Raw genomic sequence first — 18,608 nt, forward strand, 5'->3', positions numbered from 1 at the left:
GGCCGTTAGGTAGGCGACAAATTCTAAATACCGAACGCCGCGTTCGATTAAATAGATGGCCTGCGGTTGTTGAGCTGCTCGCGGGCGACCGTAAGGAACGGGTCGACCAGCGCAGGCCGCGCCGTGCCTCGCCGCCAGGCCAGGCCGACGTCCAGCGTTTGGGTTAAATCCACCACCGCTCGGGCTTCGATGATGTCGCCCTCCAGTGACCATGGCCGGTACGTCATGTCCGGCTGAATAGAAAGCCCCAAGCCCGCCGCCACCAGACTTCGCACCGCTTCGGTAGAGCCGGTCCGAAGGGTCACGTTCGGCTGCAAGCCAGCGCGCGACCAGATGCGCTGTGCGTTCAGCCCCATTTCATCGACGTTCAGCTGAATCATCGGCTCCTTCGCCACGTCCGCCAGGCTGATGCTGTCGTGCTCCAGCAACGGGTGTTGCGGCGGCAACCAAAGGCGCAACGGCGAATGGGTGAGCACCTCGGTTTGCAAGGCGTGGCGGTCTTCCAGGTTCGACAGAATTAGCACGCCCACATCAATTTCGCCGCTGACTAGCAAATGCTCGATATACGGGCGCTCGTCCTCCATCACGCGGATTTCCACGTTCGGGTAGGCGCGTTGGAAGCGGGTGATCAAATCGGCCAGGTAGTAACCGGCCACCAAGCCGGTAACGCCGATGGTGAGCTGGCCGGCGACCTGGTCAGTGCTCTGCTGCAGGCTGCGTTTGGCGTTGTCCACCGTCGCCAGAATCAAATGCGCTTGGCGCAGAAACTGATGGCCTTGGTGCGTGAGGGTCATGCCCTTGGCGTGGCGATTGAACAGACTGACGCCGATTTCCTGCTCCAGTTGCTGAATGGCCAGCGTTAGGGTGGATTGGGAAATGAATACCGCTTGGGCGGCAGCGGAGATGGAGCCGGTCTCAGCCACTGCAATGAAATGGCGGATCTGGCGCAGGGTCATCATGGAAGGCGGCTCGCGGCAAGGTCGATGAGGCGACCTTGCCATGAGTTTCTTCGGTTGGAAAGAAGAGCTATCTATTTTTAAGATCGCTATTCAGAACGAATAGCGGTACTGCACGCCCAGGCCAAACAGGGGACGTTCCCCCGCGTAGCGCGACTGCGACAGCTGTACGCCGCCGCCCAGCGTTGAATGGGCGTCAAGCGCATGGCTGTAGCCGAGATTCGCCACCGGTATGACGCGGCGCTTGTCCAGGTTGCTGTCGAGCTTGAAGCCGCGCAGGCCCGGCACGGTCGAGTGACCGGTGATAGGCGGCGTGTTGTCTTTGACCAACGTGTCGGCCGCCACGCTCAGGTGCAGGGTGCCGTTGGCGCTTAGCTCGGTGGCGCTGCGCACAGCAAGGGTGACGTAAGTTTCGCGGCGTTGCGCGCTATCAATAGTCAGCGGGAAGGCCACGTGGCGCTCGGTGAAGCCGTTTTGCGTGGTCTTGCCATGGCTGAGCGCCACTTCGGGCGAAATCATCGAGTTGCCAACGGGTACGCCGTACTGAGCGGCAAGGCGCAGAACGCTGCTGTTGATGTCCACTTTGGCGCGAGCACGCTGCACATCGTCCAGCCCGGTGCCACGCTCGAACTGGTTGTCGCTTTCCCCGGCCGCCGCGCTGGCGCTGGCGTTCCAGCCCGTGGCATCGGCGTTTTGCTGGTAGGCGCCCCACACGCTTAAACCAAACGCCTTGCGCTGTTCTGCGCTTTGTTCGCGCAGGTCCGCGCGGCCAACGATCGCCGTCGCGCCCACCGCGACGTATTCGTTCCCACGCAGGCCGGCGGCCACGTTCAGGTGATCCTGTTTGCCGTTGGTATCGCCTTCGCCACGGTAGCGGTTGCCCCCCAAGCTCAGGCAAAACGTCTGCAGCGCGCCGGGCACGCATTGCTGCTGAGCGAGGTCGCGCAGGCGGCGGGTCTGGGCGGAAACGAGGTGATCGACGGTGATGGCGCTGCGCAAGAGCGAGGCTTGCAGGTAGGACAGGTCTTGTATTGCCGGGCTGGCGGTACTCCAAATAAAGGCGCGGTCGCCGCTATCCCCGACCACAATGTTGCCGTCATCGCTTACGCCCGAGGCCATGCTTTCGCGTTGCCCCGTCAGCACGCCCAGGTCGACCAAGCCGGCGCCGAGGGTCCAGCGAAACGCGCGGTCGCTACCGTCTGCCAGCTCGCTGGTGCCCACTACGACTGAACCGTCGGCGTTCACATCGATTGCCGAGCTCCAGGCCCCGCCCAGCGTTCCGAGGTCCTGCATGCCAGCGGCGGTGTGTCGAAAAGCGTGCTGCGCCGGGCCGCCTAAGTCGCTGATGCCAACGATGACCGAGCCGTCCCGGTTCGTGGCGTTCGCAGTGGAAAACACGCCGTTGGGTAAGGCGCCCAACGAGACAATTCCAGAAGCCTCATCCCAACGAAAGGCTAAGTCGGCCGACCTGCCTACCACCACGTTGCCATCGCCGCTTACGGCCTGTGCGCGAGCATTACTTACATACTTAACCGTACCGGCCTCCCAGCGGAAAAACTGATCGTAGCCAGCCGAGTCCAGGTCGGTAGCCACTACGACACGGCCGTCGTCGCTGATTCCAGAGATTTGGCTCCACGGACCATTCAACGCGCCGAGGTCAACGAAGCCGTTAACCGCGTCCCAGCGGAATGCATGGTTGAGGGGGTCGCCGGGGATGATGGCGGCGCTGCCGGCGATGTAGGTGCCGTCGCGATTGACCACGCTGTTAAAGGTCAGGTCGGTAAGCGAGCCTAGCGAAACGACGCCCGTGCCGGCGCGCCAGTAAAACAATTCGGAGGTACCGATAATTCCCACCACTGTGGTTCCGTCTCCGCTGATGGCTTCGGCACTCAACGTGCCCAGATCAAGCATTACCGCTGACGCCGATTGGCTGCTGAACACCGTCAGCGCAACCAAGGCGGTCGCTGAAATGTAGTGCCAGGGCGTGAGCGTTTTGCTGAGCGAAGACGGTAGGAACGAACTGAGTTTCATAGCAATAGGCCCGCGCGGAAGGTGAGCCGCAAGCTTGGTGAAACGAGGTGGCTTAGGCTGCCATCTGCCTCTTAGCGGTAGGTAGGGGCGCGGTGCCAAGCGAGGTAGGACGATTCTGCTGGAGCAGAAGGCTGACGCGAAAGAAACTGCTGCGGTCAAAGTGAGCCCGGGCCGCCTCAACGTTCTGGGCAAGGCCTTTCCCGAAGGCTGGTGCAGCGAAGCGCTTCGCCCCTTCGGCTCGGCGTAAACCAAAAAGCAGGTGTGCCCAGCGTTTCCTGCACACGCTAAACCCGACCGTAACTACCTCCCATAAGTCGTTGATCTGCCTACGCGCTGCTACGCTTTCAGCTTGCGCCGGTGTAGGACGCGTCTTACAGTCGCTGGCATTGGCGCGCCACCTGCCGCCGTCAGCTTGAGCCGTGCGCGGGCACCGTTCATTAGGGGAGTTACGAGTGAAGAACTGGACCCTGCGTCAGCGCATTCTGGCGAGTTTCGCGGTGATCATCGCGATCATTATTCTGATGGTCGTGGTGGCCTATTCGCGGCTGGTTACCATCGAAACCAGCGCCAAAAGCGTGGCCGAAGATTCCATGCCCGGCGTGTATTTCAGCTCCTACATTCGCAGCTCCTGGGTCGACAGTTTCCTGTTGGCGCAACAAGTGGTGGGTTTGTCCGATGAGCAGGTAATCAGCCCGGCCGTGCTGGCCGAGTTCACCAGCAACGACGAAAAACTCATGGCCCGCGTAGCCGAATACCGCCGGTCCATTGTTGAGGTTGAAGACAAAGCACACCTCGATTCCTTCCTGAAGAACCGCGACGAATTCAATAAGGCGCTCGCCGAGGTGCTCGGCACTTTCCAGCAAGGCCAGCCGCTGCAAGCACGCAAAATTCTCAATGAGCGCCTGCACCCGGTCTGGGCTGAAGGCCGCGAGCAATTGCTGCAAATGGTGCAGTTCAATAAAGACCGCGCCGACGTGGCCACCACCTCCATTACCGCCCAGGCGGCCGGCGCGAAGATCAGCCTGGTGTTGTCGCTGTTGCTGGTGATTGCCGTGGCGTTGATCAGCGGTTTCGTTTTGATGCGCGCCATCATGGGCCCGCTGAATAACTTGGCGCAGATTCTCACGGTGATGCGCACCGGCAACCTCACTACGCGTTTCAACAATGTGCGCGCCGACGAATTCGGCGCGGTGCAGGGCGGCTTCAACGCCATGGTCGATGACATCACCACGCTGGTGTCCCAGGCGCAGCGTTCGGCGGTGCAGGTCACCACGTCGGTCACGGAAATTGCCGCCACCTCCAAACAGCAACAGGCCACGGCTACCGAAACCGCCGCCACCACTACGCAAATTGGCGCCACCTCGCGGGAGATTGCCGCTACCTCGCGCGATCTGGTGCGCACCATGGGCGAGGTTTCCTATTCCGCCGAGCAAGCATCGGCGCTGGCCGGGGCCGGGCAAGTGGGTCTGCAGCGTATGGAAGACACCATGCGCCAGGTAATGGGCGCCGCCGAGCTGGTAAACGCCAAGCTGGGCATTCTCAATGAGAAGGCCAGCAACATTAATCAGGTGGTGACCACCATCGTCAAAGTGGCCGATCAGACCAATCTGCTTTCGCTCAACGCCGCCATCGAGGCGGAAAAGGCTGGCGAGTACGGGCGTGGGTTCTCGGTGGTGGCGACCGAAGTCCGGCGCTTGGCCGACCAAACGGCCGTGGCCACGTACGACATCGAGCAGATGGTGCGCGAGATTCAATCGGCGGTCTCGGCCGGCGTAATGGGCATGGATAAATTCTCCGAGCAGGTGCGCCGTGGCATGAGCGAGGTGCAGGAGGTGGGCGAGCAGTTGTCGCAAACCATCGACCAGGTTCAGGCGCTGGCGCCGCGCGTGGTGGTGCTCAACGAGGGCATGCAAGCCCAGGCCACCGGCGCCGAGCAGATTACCCAGGCGCTCACGCAACTGGGCGAGGCCACGGGGCAAACCGTGGAGTCGCTGCGCCAGGCCAGCTTCGCCATCGAAGAGCTGAATCAGGTGGCCGGCAGCCTGCGTAGCGGCGTGTCGAGCTTCAAGGTTTAAGGCCGCCATGAGCAGCCACTCGCAGCCGGCGCCGCTTCAAAAGGCGCCGCTGTATTTATTGTTTTCGCTAGGCGGCGAACGCTATGCGCTGGCTGCCCGCGAGGTGGTGGCGGTGCTGCCCCGCGTGCCGGTTAAAAGCATTCCGGGCGCTCCGGCTTGGGTGGCCGGCGTGTTCGCCTTTCGCGGCGCGCTGGTGCCGGTGCTCGACCTTTGCCACCTGAGCCTCGGCACGCCTGCGCCAGCACGCACCAGCACGCGCACGGTGCTGGTCGACTACCGCACCAGCGACGGCCGCCAAACCCCGCTCGGTCTGGTGCTGGAACAAGCCAGCGACACCTTGCGCTGCGACGCCGAGGCATTCCGCGATTACGGTTTGCTCAGCCCCGACTCCCCATATTTAGGCCCGGTACTGGAAACCCGCGACGGCCTAGTGCAGCGCATTCAGATCGAGCAGTTGCTGCCTGAAAGTGCGCAGGCGCTGTTGTTTCCGCCCGCCGGCTTGAGCCTGGAAACCGGCACGCCATGAGCATTGACCCGCGTTTCGAGCAACTGCTGAAAGAACGCATCGGCCTGGACGCCATCACGGTGGGCGAGTCGGTGGTCGAGCGCGCGGTGCAGCGCTGCATGGCCGCTGTGCCAGGGCGCGATGTTGAAAACTACTGGCGCGCGTTGAATCAGTCGGATGCCGAATTGCAGGCGCTGATTGAAGCGGTGATCGTGCCCGAGACGTGGTTTTTTCGTTATCCCGAGTCGTTCGCCACCCTGGCCCGTCTGGCCACCCGGCGCATCGGCGAATTGGCCGGCGCGCGGCCGTTGCGGCTGCTGAGCCTGCCGTGCTCAACCGGCGAGGAGCCGTATTCCATCGCCATGTGCCTGCTCGACGCCAACCTGCCCGCCGCCTCGTTCACGGTCGACGCGCTGGACATCAGCCCCTTGTCCATCGAGCGCGCAGTGGCCGGCCGGTACGGGCGCAATTCGTTTCGCGGCGACACCCTGGGCTTTCGCAATCGCTACTTCAGCGCCGAGGGCAATGGTTATGTGATCAGTCCGCAGGTGCGCAAACAGGTGCGTTTTCAGGCCGGCAATCTGCTTGAGCCCGGTCTGCTGGCCGCAGAGCTGCCGTATGACATGGTGTTCTGCCGCAATCTGCTGATTTATTTCGATGTGCCGACCCAGGAGCAGGTGCTGGAGGTGCTCAAGCGCCTGACCCGCGACGACGGCGTGCTGTTTATCGGCCCGGCCGAAGCCGGCCTGTTTACCCGCGTGGGCATGCAGTCGCTGGGCATTGCGCTGTCGTTCGCGTTTCGCCGCCAGCCGCTGGCGGCCGATGTGCCGCGCATGCCTGCGCCGCCACCCCGTCGCGCGTTGCCGCCGGTGCCTGCGCCGCGTCCGGTGGCGCGCTTGCCTGCCAAACCGGTGGTGGCCAACGCGCCGGCGGTGGATTCGTCTGCGGAGCAACTGGGGCAAATCGCTGCGCTGGCCAATCAGGGGCGCAGCCAGGAGGCGCGGCGCCTGGCCGATGGGTTTCTGGCCAGCCACGGCCCCTCGGCCGAAGTGTTTTATTGGCTGGGGCTGCTTTGCGAAGTGGAGCGCGACATGCCCGGCGCCCAGGGTTTCTACCGCAAGGCCTTGTACCTGCAACCGCACCACCCGGCCGCCCTGGCGCAACTGGCGGCGCTGCTCGCGGCGCAGGGCGACAAGGCCGGTGCCGAGCGCTTGCAGGGGCGGGCGCAACGGGGAGCCGGCCGACATGAGTAATTGCCATGACTGACGTGAGCCTGCACCGCAGCGAATACGCGGTGGACGACTGCTGGAACCGCATCGGCGTGCGCGGCGACAAGAGCTGCCCAAAACTGATCGAACATGTGCACTGCCGCAACTGTGAAGTCTACGGCGCGGCTGCCACGCGCCTGCTTGATCGCTACAGCCTGAGCCAGGAACACGTGGCGCTGTACGAACACACCGACGACCTCAGCGAGCAAATAACGCGCTCCATGATTGTGTTTCGTCTCGGCGAAGAATGGCTGGCCCTGGCCACCCGCACGTTGGTGGAAGTGTCGCCGCTGGCGCCGATTCATTCGTTGCCCCATCAGCGCTCGCGTGCGCTGTTAGGCGTGGCCAATGTGCGCGGCGCGCTGGTGCCGTGTGTGTCGCTCAGCGAGTTGCTGGGCCTGGATGCGGCCCCGGCCAAAGCCGCCGGCCGCGTGGTGCCGCGCTTGCTGATTCTGGCGGCGCAGGGCGGCAACGTGGTGGCGCCGGTGGATGAAGTGCTGGGCATTCACGCCTTCCCGGAGCAGCAGTTGGATCAGGCAAGCGCCGGCCAGGCGGGCGCTGGTGTGGCGGCGGCGAAGTTCACCCGTGGCGTGTTGCAGTGGCAGCAACGCAGCGTGCGCCTGCTCGATGAAGACCTTCTACTGAACGCCGTGATGCGGAGCCTGACATGACCCCGGATCAGATGCGCGACGCCTCGATGCTGGAGCTGTTTCAGCTGGAAGCCGAGGCCCAGGCCCAAGTGCTCAACGCCGGTCTGCTGGCGCTGGAACGCAACCCTACGCACGCCGAGCAACTGGAAGCCTGCATGCGCGCAGCGCATTCGCTCAAAGGCGCGGCGCGCATTGTCGGCGTCGATGCCGGCGTGGGCATTGCCCATGTGATGGAAGACTGCCTGGTAAGCGCGCAGAACGGCCAGTTGCGCCTGACGCCCGATCATATCGATGCGCTGCTAAAAGGCACCGATCTGTTGCTGCGCGTGGCCAAGCCCGACTCCGGCGTAACCCCGGCGGAGGTCGCGCAGTTCGTCGAGCAGATGGACATCATGAGCCGTGGCGGTTTTATCGCCATGCAGGAAAGCCGTGTGGCGGCGCCGGAGCCGGCGTTTGTCGAAACCGCCGTGCCCCCGGCCGAACCGCTTGCCGCGCCAGCGTCGCCGGAGCCCGTTGTCGATGAAGCGCCAGTGGCCGATGCAGGCGGCGAGCGGGTATTGCGGGTAACGGCCGAGCGCCTGAACCGGCTGCTGGATTTGTCCAGCAAGTCGCTGGTGGAGTCGCAGCGGCTCAAGCCGTTTCTCACCTCGATGCAACGCATGAAGCGCCTGCAAACCAACGCCAGTCGCACGCTCAATGGCGTGCACGATGCATTGAATGAGGTCGATACCGACCCGCAAACCTTGGCGCTGCTGGCCGATGCCCGCCGCCTGGTTGACGAATGCCAGCAACTGCTGACCCAACAAGCCAGCGACCTCGATGAATTCAGCTGGCAGTCCGAACAGCGCGCGCAACTGCTTTACGACACAGCACTGGCCTGCCGCCTGCGGCCGTTCAACGACGTGCTGCGTGGCCAGGAACGGATGATCCGCGACCTCGGCCGCTCGCTCGGCAAACAGGTGCGGCTGGAGGTGGTCGGCAAGAAAACCCAGGTTGACCGCGAAGTGCTGGAAAAGCTCGAAGCGCCCTTGGTGCACCTGCTGCGCAACGCCGTCGACCATGGCATCGAAAGCCCCGAGGCGCGGGCGCTTGCCGGCAAGCCAGCCGAAGGGGTCATCAGCATTACCGCCAGCCACCAAGCGGGCTTGCTGGTGCTGGAACTGAGCGACGACGGCGGCGGTATTGACCTGGATCGCCTGCGCCGCGCCATTGCCCAGCGGCAGCTATCGACCGCCGACACCATCGCGCAGATGAGCGAAGACGAGCTGCTGAGCTTTCTGTTTCTGCCCGGTTTCAGCATGCGCGACACGGTGACCGAAGTGTCGGGCCGTGGCGTGGGGCTGGATGTGGTGCAACACATGGTGCGCCAGCTGCGCGGGGCCATCGAGCTGCGCCAAGTGCCGGGGCAGGGCGCCACGTTCCACTTGGAGGTGCCGCTGACGCTGTCGGTGGTGCGCAGTCTGGTGGTGATGATTGGCGGCGAGGCCTATGCATTTCCGCTGGCGCAGATCGACCGCATGCTGGAGCTGGCGCCGGCCGACATCGTGCAGCTCGAAGGCCGTCAGCATTTTTGGCACGAAGGCCGGCATGTCGGCCTCGTAGCCGCACATCAACTGTTGCAACGCCCGGAAGGTGAGGCCTCGGCCGGCGACATCCGCGTGGTGGTGATTCGTGAGCGCGATGCGGTGTACGGCGTGGCGGTGGAGCGTTTTGTCGGCGAGCGCACGCTGGTGGTGCTGCCCATTGATGCGCGGTTGGGTAAGGTGCAAGACATCTCAGCCGGCGCCTTGCTCGACGACGGCACGCCGGTGCTGATTCTCGACGTTGAAGACATGCTGCGCTCGGTGGAAAAACTGCTCAGCACCGGGCGTTTGGAGCGTATCGACCGGGGCGCGCGGCAAGCCGGCGCGGTGGCGCGCAAACGCATTCTGGTGGTCGATGACTCGCTCACGGTGCGCGAACTGGAGCGCAAATTGCTGCTGCAACGCGGCTATGACGTGGCCGTGGCGGTAGACGGCATGGACGGTTGGAACGCCCTGCGCTCCGAGCATTTCGATTTATTGGTAAGCGACATCGACATGCCGCGCATGGACGGCATCGAGCTGGTCACCCTGATTCGCCGCGACAACCGTTTGCAATCGTTGCCGGTGATGGTGGTGTCGTACAAAGACCGAGAGGAAGACCGTCGCCGTGGCCTGGATGCCGGCGCCGATTACTACCTGGCCAAAGCCAGTTTCCATGACGAAGCGCTGCTGGAAGCCGTCGTCGATTTGATTGGGGAGCCGTAGGTGAAGATAGGGATTGTCAACGACATGCCACTGGCCGTGGAGGCGCTGCGCCGGGCGCTGGCGCTGGAGCCGGCGCATCAGGTGATTTGGGTGGCGGGCGACGGCGCCGAAGCCGTGGCCAAATGCGCCGAGCAGCGCCCCGACGTGGTGCTGATGGATTTGATCATGCCGGTGATGGACGGCGTGGAAGCCACGCGGCAGATCATGGCCAATACGCCGTGCGCCGTAGTGGTGGTGACGGTGAATTCGCAGCAGAGCATGAACCGCGTATTCGAAGCCATGGGCCACGGCGCGGTGGATGTGGTGGACACGCCGGCGCTGGGCGTTGGCGATTTACGCGAAGCCGCCGCGCCGCTGCTGCGCAAGATTCAGAACATCGGCTGGCTGTTGGGCGAGCGCGAAAAGAAGCCTGCGGACAAAGCCCCGGCCGTGGCGCCGAACCGACAGCGCAAAGCGCTGCTGGCCATCGGCGCCTCGGCAGGCGGGCCGGCTGCGCTGGAAATTCTGCTGAAAGCGCTGCCGGCGGATTTTCCCGCCGCCGTGGTGCTGGTGCAGCACGTGGATGAAGTGTTTGCCGCGGGCATGGCCGATTGGCTGTGCAGCGCGGCGAATATGCCGGTGCGTCTGGCCGTGGCAGGCGAGCAGCCGCAGGTGGGCACGGTGTTGCTGGCGGGCACCAATAATCACCTGCGGCTGCTCAAGGACGGCACATTGAGCTACACGGTGGAGCCGAGCGAGCACATTTACCGGCCGTCCATAGATGTGTTTTTCGAAAGCGTCGCGCAGTATTGGCAAGGCGAGGCAATTGGTGTGCTGCTCACCGGCATGGGGCGCGACGGCGCCAACGGCCTGAAACCCTGCGGGAGCGCGGGTTCCATACCATTGCGCAAGACCAACAAAGCTCGGCGGTGTACGGCATGCCCAAGGCGGCCGCCGCCATTGATGCGGCGGTGGAAATTTGTTCACTCGACGCCATCGCGCCGACGTTATGTCGGCTGTGGACATAGGCGTTACCCGGTTCTCGTGTAACAACAACAATGATTGATCGAGGGTAGTACCGAAGTGATTAACGACGAAAACGCCGTGATGGTGTTGCTGGTAGATGACCAAGCCATGATCGGTGAAGCCATCCGCCGGGCGCTGGCGAACGAGCCGAACATCGGCTTTCACTTCTGCTCGGACCCTCACCAGGCCGTGGCGCAGGCCATTCAGATAAAACCCACGGTGATCATTCAGGACCTGGTGATGCCAGGCGTGGATGGTTTGTCGCTGGTGCGCGCCTACCGCGCCAATCCGGTGACGGCGGACATCCCGATTATCGTGCTGTCGACCAAAGACGACGGGCTGGTGAAAAGCTCGGCTTTCGGCGCGGGCGCCAACGATTACCTGGTGAAGCTGCCCGACTCCATCGAACTGATCGCCCGCATTCGCTACCACTCACGTTCCTACCAGATGCAAGTGCAACGCGACGACGCCCACCGCGCCCTGCGCGAAAGCCAGCAGCAGTTGATGGAAACCAACCTGGTGCTGCAACGGCTGATGAACTCCGACGGCCTGACCGGCCTGTCGAACCGTCGCCACTTCGACGAATACCTGGAAATGGAATGGCGCCGCGCCATGCGCGAGCAAAGCCAGCTGTCGCTGCTGATGATCGACGTCGACTACTTCAAAGCCTTTAACGACGGCTTCGGTCACCTCAAAGGCGACGAAGCTTTGCACCAGGTCGCCGACGCCATTCGCGGCGGCTGCAGTCGGCCCTCGGACCTGCCCGCCCGTTACGGCGGAGAAGAGTTCGCCATGGTGCTGCCGAGCACCTCGTCAGGCGGCGCGCGGCTGGTGGCCGAGAAAATTCGACGCGCCGTGGAAGGGCTGAACATCGCCCATACCTCGCCCAAAGACGGCTCGGTGCTGACCGTCAGCATCGGCCTGGCGACCATGCTGCCACAGCAGGGCGAAGAGCACCGGCTGCTGATACAAAGCGCGGATAGGGCGCTGTATCAGGCCAAGAATGCGGGGCGTAATCAGGTGGGGATGTTGTGATCGTCTTGAGGGCCAATCGAGGCTGAAGCCTCTCCCACAGTGGAACGAGGACTCTTGTAGGAGAGGCTTCAGCCTCGATTCCTGGAAACCTCGGCTCCAGCAAAAGCAACATCCGCAAACACTCTCGCGTAAGGCTTTTCCCACATTTGGTTCTAGTCTGCCGGTCGGTTTATTCAATGACTGGAGGCGTTATGAACACCCGTGGCTTACTCGATCAACTGCTCAAGTCCGGCCAGGATCTGCTGCAAAGCAAAACCGGCGGCGCCAAGCCCGGCAACAGTGGCGGTAAGGCTGGCGGGCTGCTGGACAGCGCCAATCTCGGCAGTTTGCTCGGCGGTGCCGGTGGCGGCGCGTTGGCAGCCGGGGCCATGGGCCTGCTGCTGGGCAACAAGAGCGCGCGCAAGCTGGGCGGTAAAGCCCTGACCTACGGCGGCCTCGCCGCGCTGGGCGTGATCGCCTACAAAGCCTACGGCAACTGGCAGGCCAATCAGGCCAACGGCGCCGTCACCGAACCGCAAACCCTCGACCGCCTGCCGGAGTCGCAGGCCGAGCTGCACAGCCAGGGCATTCTCAAAGCGCTGGTGGCAGCGGCCAAAGCCGATGGCCACGTCGATGCCCGTGAGCGGCAGTTGATTGAAGGCGAGTTCGTCAAGCTGACCAACGATCCCGAGCTGAAAACCTGGCTCGACCTCGAACTGAACAAACCCCTCGACCCAGCCGATGTCGCCCGTGTGGCCACTACGCCGGAAATGGCGGCGGAAATGTATGTGGCGAGCGTGTTGATGGTGGATGAAGAGCACTTTATGGAGCGTGCATATCTGGACGAACTGGCCAAGCAGTTGAAGCTTGAGCCGTCGTTGAAGCTGGAGTTGGAGAATCAGGTGCGTCAGGCGGTTTAACGGCAAGAGCCCCTCACTCCTAGCCCCTCTCCCGCAAGCGGGCGAGGGGAATCCAATCGCCGGCATCCTTTCAGGAACGCTCGGTCGGCTCCCCTCTCCCGCTTGCGGGAGAGGGTTGGGGTGAGGGCCGAAGCAAACGCCAATCCCCCCGATTTCCCGCTGCAACCCGCATATCTACTCGGGTATACTCGCCGGCTTTTCGAAAGTAACGCCTGCGAGTGCTGCCCACCATGGAAATCAACCCGATCCTTAACAGCATCAAGGACCTCTCCGAACGTTCCGAAACGATTCGGGGGTATCTTTGACTACGATCACAAGAGTGATCGTCTGACGGAAGTCAACCGCGAGCTGGAAGACCCGGCCGTGTGGAACAACCCCGAATATGCGCAGAATCTGGGCCGCGAACGTGCTCAGTTGGCGCAGATCGTCGAAACCCTCGACGAAATGAGCAGCGGCCTCAGCGATGCCCGCGATCTGCTGCAAATGGCAGCTGAGGAAGAAGACCAAGGCGCCGTCGACGACGTGGCCGCCGAGGTCGAGCGCCTGCGCGAAGCGCTGGAGAAGCTCGAATTCCGCCGCATGTTCAGCGGTGAAATGGACGCCAATAACGCTTACCTCGATATCCAGGCCGGTTCCGGCGGCACTGAAGCCCAGGACTGGGCCAACATTTTGCTGCGCATGTACCTGCGCTGGGCCGACAAGCGCGGCTTCGACGCCACCATCATGGAATTGTCGGCCGGCGAAGTGGCGGGTATCAAAGGTGCCACCGTGCATATCAAAGGCGAATACGCGTTTGGTTGGCTGCGCACCGAGATCGGCGTTCACCGTCTTGTACGAAAAAGCCCATTCGACTCGGGTAACCGTCGCCATACCTCGTTCTCGGCGGTGTTTGTGTCGCCGGAAATCGACGACAACATCGAAATCGAGATCAACCCGGCAGACCTGCGAATTGACACCTATCGTTCATCCGGTGCCGGTGGTCAGCACGTAAACACCACCGACTCGGCCGTGCGTATTACCCACGTGCCGACCAACACCGTGGTCAGCTGCCAGAACGAGCGCTCGCAACACGCCAACAAAGACACCGCGATGAAGATGCTCCGTGCTCGTTTGTATGAGCAGGAAGTGCAGAAACGCAACGCGGCGTCCCAGGCGCTGGAAGACACCAAGTCGGATATCGGCTGGGGTCACCAGATTCGCTCGTATGTACTCGACGCCTCGCGCATCAAAGACCTGCGCACCAGCATCGAACGCAGCGACTGTGACAAAGTGCTGGACGGCGATCTGGACGAATACCTGATCGCGAGCCTCAAACAAGGGCTTTAAAACCGCCGAGTAACTGAATCGGACGCAGTGTGGGAGCGGCTTCAGCCGCGATGGCCGTGATGCAATAAGCCGCCGAATTCCCACACCTGCGCGTACCGCACCCTGTAATGGATACCGAAAAAACATGAGCGACCACAAAGCCGAACCGCAACCCGACCTGCAAGCGCTGCAACAGGAAGAAAATTCCCTGATTGCCCTGCGCAAAGAAAAGCTCGCCGCTGCGCGCAGCAAAGGTCAGGCCTTCCCCAATGACTTCCGTCGCGACAATTACTGCAACGACCTGCAAAAGCAGTACGCCGACAAGACCAAGGAAGAATTGGAAGCAGCGGCTATCCCGGTGAAAGTTGCCGGTCGCATCATGCTCAACCGTGGCGCGTTCATGGTTATCCAGGACATGTCCGGCCGCATTCAGGTGTACGTGAATCGCAAAACCCTGTCGGAAGAAACACTGGCAGAGGTAAAAACCTGGGACCTGGGCGACATCATCGCCGCCGAAGGCACCCTGGCCCGTTCCGGCAAAGGCGACTTGTACGTTGAGATGACCAGCGTGCGCCTGCTGACCAAGTCGCTGCGTCCGCTGCCGGACAAGCACCACGGCCTGACCGACACCGAAACCCGTTATCGCCAGCGCTACGTTGACCTGATCGTTAACGAAGAAACCCGCCAGACCTTCCGCGTTCGTTCGCAAGTCATCGCCCACATCCGCAGCTTTTTGATGAAGCGCGACTTCCTCGAAGTGGAAACGCCGATGCTGCAAACCATTCCGGGCGGCGCCGCGGCCAAGCTGTTTGAAACCCACCACAACGCATTGGATATGGGCATGTACCTGCGCATCGCGCCGGAGCTGTACCTCAAGCGTCTGGTAGTGGGCGGCTTTGAGCGCGTGTTCGAGATCAACCGCAACTTCCGTAACGAAGGCGTTTCGACCCGGCACAACCCTGAGTTCACGATGCTCGAGTTCTACCAGGCCTACGCCGACTACGAAGACAACATGGACCTCACCGAGGAACTGTTCCGCGAGTTGGCGCAGCTGGTGCTGGGCAGCACCGACGTGCCGTACCAGGGCAAGGTCTTCCACTTCGGCGAGCCGTTTGTGCGCCTGTCGGTGTTCGACTCGATCCTCAAGTACAACCCGGAACTGACCGCTGCCGATCTCACCGATATCGACAAAGCGCGTGAAATCGCCAAGAAGGCCGGCGCCAAGGTGCTGGGCTTCGAAGGTCTGGGCAAATTGCAGGTGATGATTTTTGAAGAGCTGGTCGAGCACAAACTCGAACAACCGCACTTCATTACCCAGTACCCGTTCGAAGTCTCGCCGCTGGCCCGTCGCAATGATCAGGACCCTAGCGTGACCGACCGTTTCGAGCTGTTTATTGGTGGCCGCGAAATCGCCAATGCCTATTCGGAGTTGAACGACGCCGAAGACCAGGCCGAACGCTTTCAGGCGCAGGTGGCCGACAAGGACGCCGGCGACGACGAAGCCATGCACTACGACGCCGATTTCGTCCGCGCGCTGGAATACGGTATGCCGCCAACCGCGGGCGAGGGCATTGGTATCGACCGTTTGGTGATGTTGTTGACGGATGCGCCGTCTATTCGCGACGTGATCCTGTTCCCCCACATGCGCCCTCAAGCGTAAGCGATGCAGGCCGAGCGCATGCCCATGCGTTCGGCCTGCTGCGGTAGCGGCTAGAAAGGTTTAGTGGGGAAGGGATTTATTCTGCCTAGGCGTGCTCCAAGGCGAGAGTTTCACCATTGCGAGCATTTCACCAATGCGAGAGGTAAGCCCAGTCGTGACCCAACCTTCCCGAGACAGAGCCGCAGACGTCGCCAGCGCCGTTGCCGAAAGCGTGCAGTACCAAGGCCGCAAGGCCAGCCGCCAGGGCAGTGAACAACGCCGTCAAGCCATTCTCGATGCCGCCATGCGCATCATCATTCGCGAAGGCGTACGGGCAGTCCGGCACCGCGCCGTGGCCGCCGAGGCCGACGTACCGTTGTCTGCCACCACCTACTACTTCAAAGACATCAACGACCTCATCACCGATACCTTCGCGTTGTTCGTAGAACGCAGCGCTGCCGACATGGCCGCGTTTTGGGAAGGGGCTGAAGGGCTGTTGCGCACGCGTGTGGAAAAACTGCACGGCAGCGCCGAGTCGCGCCGTGAGCTGGCCGACTATATCGCCGCCATGGCGGTCGATTACGTGTACCGCCAAGTGATGGAGCGCCCGGCGCATCTGCTCGCCGAGCGCGCGTTTCAGCAGGAAGCCTTGCTCAATCCGCGCTTGCATGAACTGGTGCGCTCGCACCGGCAAATTCTGCAGCAGGGCGTGACGCATTTCTTTGAAGTATTGGGTTCGCAGCACCCAACCGAAGACGCCAAGGTGCTTACCGGTATCGTTGAACGCATGGAATATCAGGGCTTGATCGACGGCGCATCGAACATGAACAGCGCCGAGCAACTGGCGCTGCTCAAACGCTACATTTATCTGGTGCTTGGCCTGTAGAGCTGCTCGAATCCCGGTTCGCATCACTTGTCACATTTCAGGAGTAGGGTGCGCCGTTTTGTAGTCAGAGGAGTGGCAGTGGTAATGGCAAACGTAAGAAGGAGTGGGCTGCGGATGGAAAAATCGATAAACGTCTGGCGCGTGCTGATGGCTTTGTCGTTCCTGTTGCTCAGCGGCTGCCTGGTGACGTTTAAAGACCCCATCCCCGCCAACGAACCGGCGCCCATGCCGCTGTTGGGTGAGTGGACGCGCAAGAATGAATTCGGCGACACCCTCTACCTGGACATCAGCCGTTCCGGCTCCAACGTCTACAAAGCCCGCACCTATATCAACAGCCCCGATAACGCCAAGAGCATCGAGGAATACAGCTTCACCGTGTCGCACCACGGCAGTCGCTGGTACTTGTCGGCGGGCCTGCCGAAAACCCTGGGCGCGAACTTCGCCATTGGCGGCTTTGAACTGACCAAAGACAACGAGCTGCTGCTCTATAACCTCGACATCGACCGGGTCAGTCAAGAGCTGCAAGTCGGTGGATTGCAGGGCGATGTGATAGAAACCCCGGAAGGCGACGGCGTGCTCATCACCAGCCCGCTGGAAAAGGTGTTTGCCTACCTCGACGACCAAGCCAACTCGGACGTGTTTGTCGAAGTGGCGCGCTACCAACGCACCGGCGAGTAATACGCTGCTTTTGTAGGAGCGGCTTCAGCCGCGATGCTCTTGATGTTGAAAAGCGAGGGACCGATGAACAGCCAAACCCCACTCGACAACTACCAATTGGTCATTCGCGCGCTGTCCGACCGGCTGGTGGAAGCGCAAACGCCGATCCGCGTGCTGGACGCCGTCAAGTGGGACGACAATGTGCGCCAGGCCTTCCTCAAGGGCAAAGGCAAGGAAATGCCGCAGGTAGGCCGCGACTACTACGCCGGCCGCCCGCTGGGTTTTGATTCCGGTGCCAAGAAACTGGAATTTCAGAACATCGAGCGCGACATCACCCGCCAGCTCGGCCAGTTCAACCCGGTCGGCCAGATCATGCGGCGCATGTGCAAGGAATACCGCATGGTGATCCGCATGCTCGAAGCGCGCGGCACCCCGGATTTCGGCCTGATCTCGCAAGAACTCTACGGCTCCGCCTCCGACGCCTTTCACGCCGGCGACCCGACCCTGGCCGACCTCGGCCTGATGTTTTCCGATTACCTGAACAAGATCGACGACCGCGGCGACCTCAAAGACGAGCCGAAAACCCTCACCGCCAAAGACGCCGTGCAGTTGCTGCAAGGCCGGTTGAACACCGTGTTTGGTGAAGAGCAGAGCACCATTCGGGTGTTCGAGTCGGACGGCATTCTGGCGGATGCTGCTGCCGGCGCCGATTACATCAAGATTCGAGCTGACGCCATGTTCAACGAACGCGATGTGCGCGCCCTGGAAGTACACGAAGGGCTGGTGCATGTGGGCACCACGCTGAACGGCTTGAACCAGCCGATCTGCACCTTCCTCGCCAAAGGCCCGCCTTCCTCGACGGTGACCCAGGAAGGCCTGGCCATTCTCATGGAAGTGATCGCCTTCGCCTCGTACCCGAGCCGCTTGCGCAAGCTGACCAACCGCACGCGCGCCATCCACATGGCCGAGGAGGGCGCAGACTTCCTTCAGGTGTTCGACTTCTTTCGCGCCCAGGGCTTCGACATGGAGCAGAGCTACGCCAACGCCAGCCGCAGCTTCCGGGGCTCAACGCCAGACGGGTTGCCGTTCACCAAGGATTTGTCGTACCTCAAGGGTTTTATCCTGATCTACAACTACATCCAGTTGGCTGTGCGCAAAGGCAAGCTCGAAGCCATTCCGCTGCTGTTTTGCGGCAAGGCCACGCTCGAAGACATGCGCACCTTGCGCCAGTTGGTCGACGAAGGCCTGGTGGTGCCGCCCAAATACCTGCCTCCGCAATTTCGCGACCTCAACGCGTTGTCGGCCTGGATGTGTTTCTCCAACTTCCTCAACCACCTGAGCCTGGACCGCATCGAAGCCGACTACGCCAACATTCTTTAGGCCGTTCAGTGCAACTACGGGGAGGCGAT

Annotated in this window: 14 protein-coding genes and 1 pseudogene; 13 read left to right on the forward strand and 2 right to left on the reverse strand. The window is 62.2% G+C overall.

From position 1 onward, the window contains the following. Positions 1–47 precede the first annotated feature (47 nt). Positions 48–959, reverse strand: coding sequence for a LysR family transcriptional regulator (locus ACZZZP_RS04210; protein WP_122492741.1), 912 nt, complete (start codon positions 957–959; stop codon positions 48–50). Between the two features lie 90 nt (positions 960–1,049). Then, positions 1,050–2,987: an autotransporter domain-containing protein gene (locus ACZZZP_RS04215; protein WP_463536292.1), complete on the reverse strand. Its 1,938-nt coding sequence runs from the start codon at positions 2,985–2,987 to the stop codon at positions 1,050–1,052. Positions 2,988–3,439: 452 nt separating this feature from the next. Between ACZZZP_RS04215 and ACZZZP_RS04220 the strand changes: the two genes are divergently transcribed. The 13 genes and pseudogenes from ACZZZP_RS04220 (at position 3,440) to ACZZZP_RS04280 (ending at position 18,579) form a co-directional block, all read left to right on the forward strand. After that, positions 3,440–5,062 (forward strand): HAMP domain-containing methyl-accepting chemotaxis protein, encoded by a 1,623-nt coding sequence (locus ACZZZP_RS04220; RefSeq protein ID WP_122492739.1) that lies wholly within the window; start codon positions 3,440–3,442, stop codon positions 5,060–5,062. Positions 5,063–5,069: 7 nt separating this feature from the next. Continuing rightward, entirely contained in the window at positions 5,070–5,588 is a 519-nt protein-coding gene (locus ACZZZP_RS04225; protein WP_122492738.1) for a chemotaxis protein CheW, read from the forward strand. Beyond that, positions 5,585–6,820: a CheR family methyltransferase gene (locus tag ACZZZP_RS04230; RefSeq protein WP_463381899.1), complete on the forward strand. Its 1,236-nt coding sequence runs from the start codon at positions 5,585–5,587 to the stop codon at positions 6,818–6,820. The genes ACZZZP_RS04225 and ACZZZP_RS04230 overlap by 4 nt, the downstream gene beginning before the upstream one ends. Before the next feature lie 5 nt (positions 6,821–6,825). Further along, positions 6,826–7,506, forward strand: a complete 681-nt coding sequence (locus ACZZZP_RS04235; protein WP_122492736.1) for a chemotaxis protein CheW — start codon at positions 6,826–6,828, stop codon at positions 7,504–7,506. After that, positions 7,503–9,773, forward strand: a complete 2,271-nt coding sequence (locus ACZZZP_RS04240; protein WP_463381900.1) for a response regulator — start codon at positions 7,503–7,505, stop codon at positions 9,771–9,773. The genes ACZZZP_RS04235 and ACZZZP_RS04240 overlap by 4 nt, the downstream gene beginning before the upstream one ends. Further along, positions 9,774–10,780: pseudogene (cheB, locus tag ACZZZP_RS04245) on the forward strand (chemotaxis-specific protein-glutamate methyltransferase CheB). A gap of 79 nt (positions 10,781–10,859) precedes the next feature. Further along, positions 10,860–11,813 (forward strand): diguanylate cyclase domain-containing protein, encoded by a 954-nt coding sequence (locus ACZZZP_RS04250; RefSeq protein ID WP_463384649.1) that lies wholly within the window; start codon positions 10,860–10,862, stop codon positions 11,811–11,813. 191 nt (positions 11,814–12,004) lie between these two features. Then, positions 12,005–12,712: a tellurite resistance TerB family protein gene (locus ACZZZP_RS04255; protein ID WP_122492733.1), complete on the forward strand. Its 708-nt coding sequence runs from the start codon at positions 12,005–12,007 to the stop codon at positions 12,710–12,712. Between the two features lie 230 nt (positions 12,713–12,942). Continuing rightward, positions 12,943–14,038, forward strand: a protein-coding gene (gene prfB, locus ACZZZP_RS04260; RefSeq protein ID WP_122451979.1) for a peptide chain release factor 2 whose coding sequence is annotated in 2 segments (ribosomal slippage) — positions 12,943–13,014 and positions 13,016–14,038 — 1,095 coding nt in all. Because the reading frame shifts where the segments join, the coding sequence is not laid out codon by codon here. Between the two features lie 124 nt (positions 14,039–14,162). Next, the gene (lysS, locus tag ACZZZP_RS04265) at positions 14,163–15,677 is read left to right on the forward strand and encodes a lysine--tRNA ligase (protein ID WP_463536293.1); all 1,515 of its coding nucleotides are present in this window, start codon (positions 14,163–14,165) and stop codon (positions 15,675–15,677) included. Between the two features lie 133 nt (positions 15,678–15,810). Beyond that, positions 15,811–16,542 carry a TetR/AcrR family transcriptional regulator gene (locus tag ACZZZP_RS04270; protein ID WP_463381903.1) on the forward strand — a complete coding sequence of 244 codons (732 nt, stop codon included), beginning with the start codon at positions 15,811–15,813 and terminating at the stop codon, positions 16,540–16,542. Between the two features lie 126 nt (positions 16,543–16,668). Then, positions 16,669–17,220, forward strand: a complete 552-nt coding sequence (locus ACZZZP_RS04275) for a hypothetical protein (protein WP_463384650.1) — start codon at positions 16,669–16,671, stop codon at positions 17,218–17,220. A 63-nt stretch (positions 17,221–17,283) separates the two neighbouring features. After that, entirely contained in the window at positions 17,284–18,579 is a 1,296-nt protein-coding gene (locus ACZZZP_RS04280; RefSeq protein WP_122493123.1) for a flavohemoglobin expression-modulating QEGLA motif protein, read from the forward strand. Positions 18,580–18,608: the final 29 nt, after the last annotated feature.

This window comes from Pseudomonas sp. AC211 (assembly GCF_979258055.1).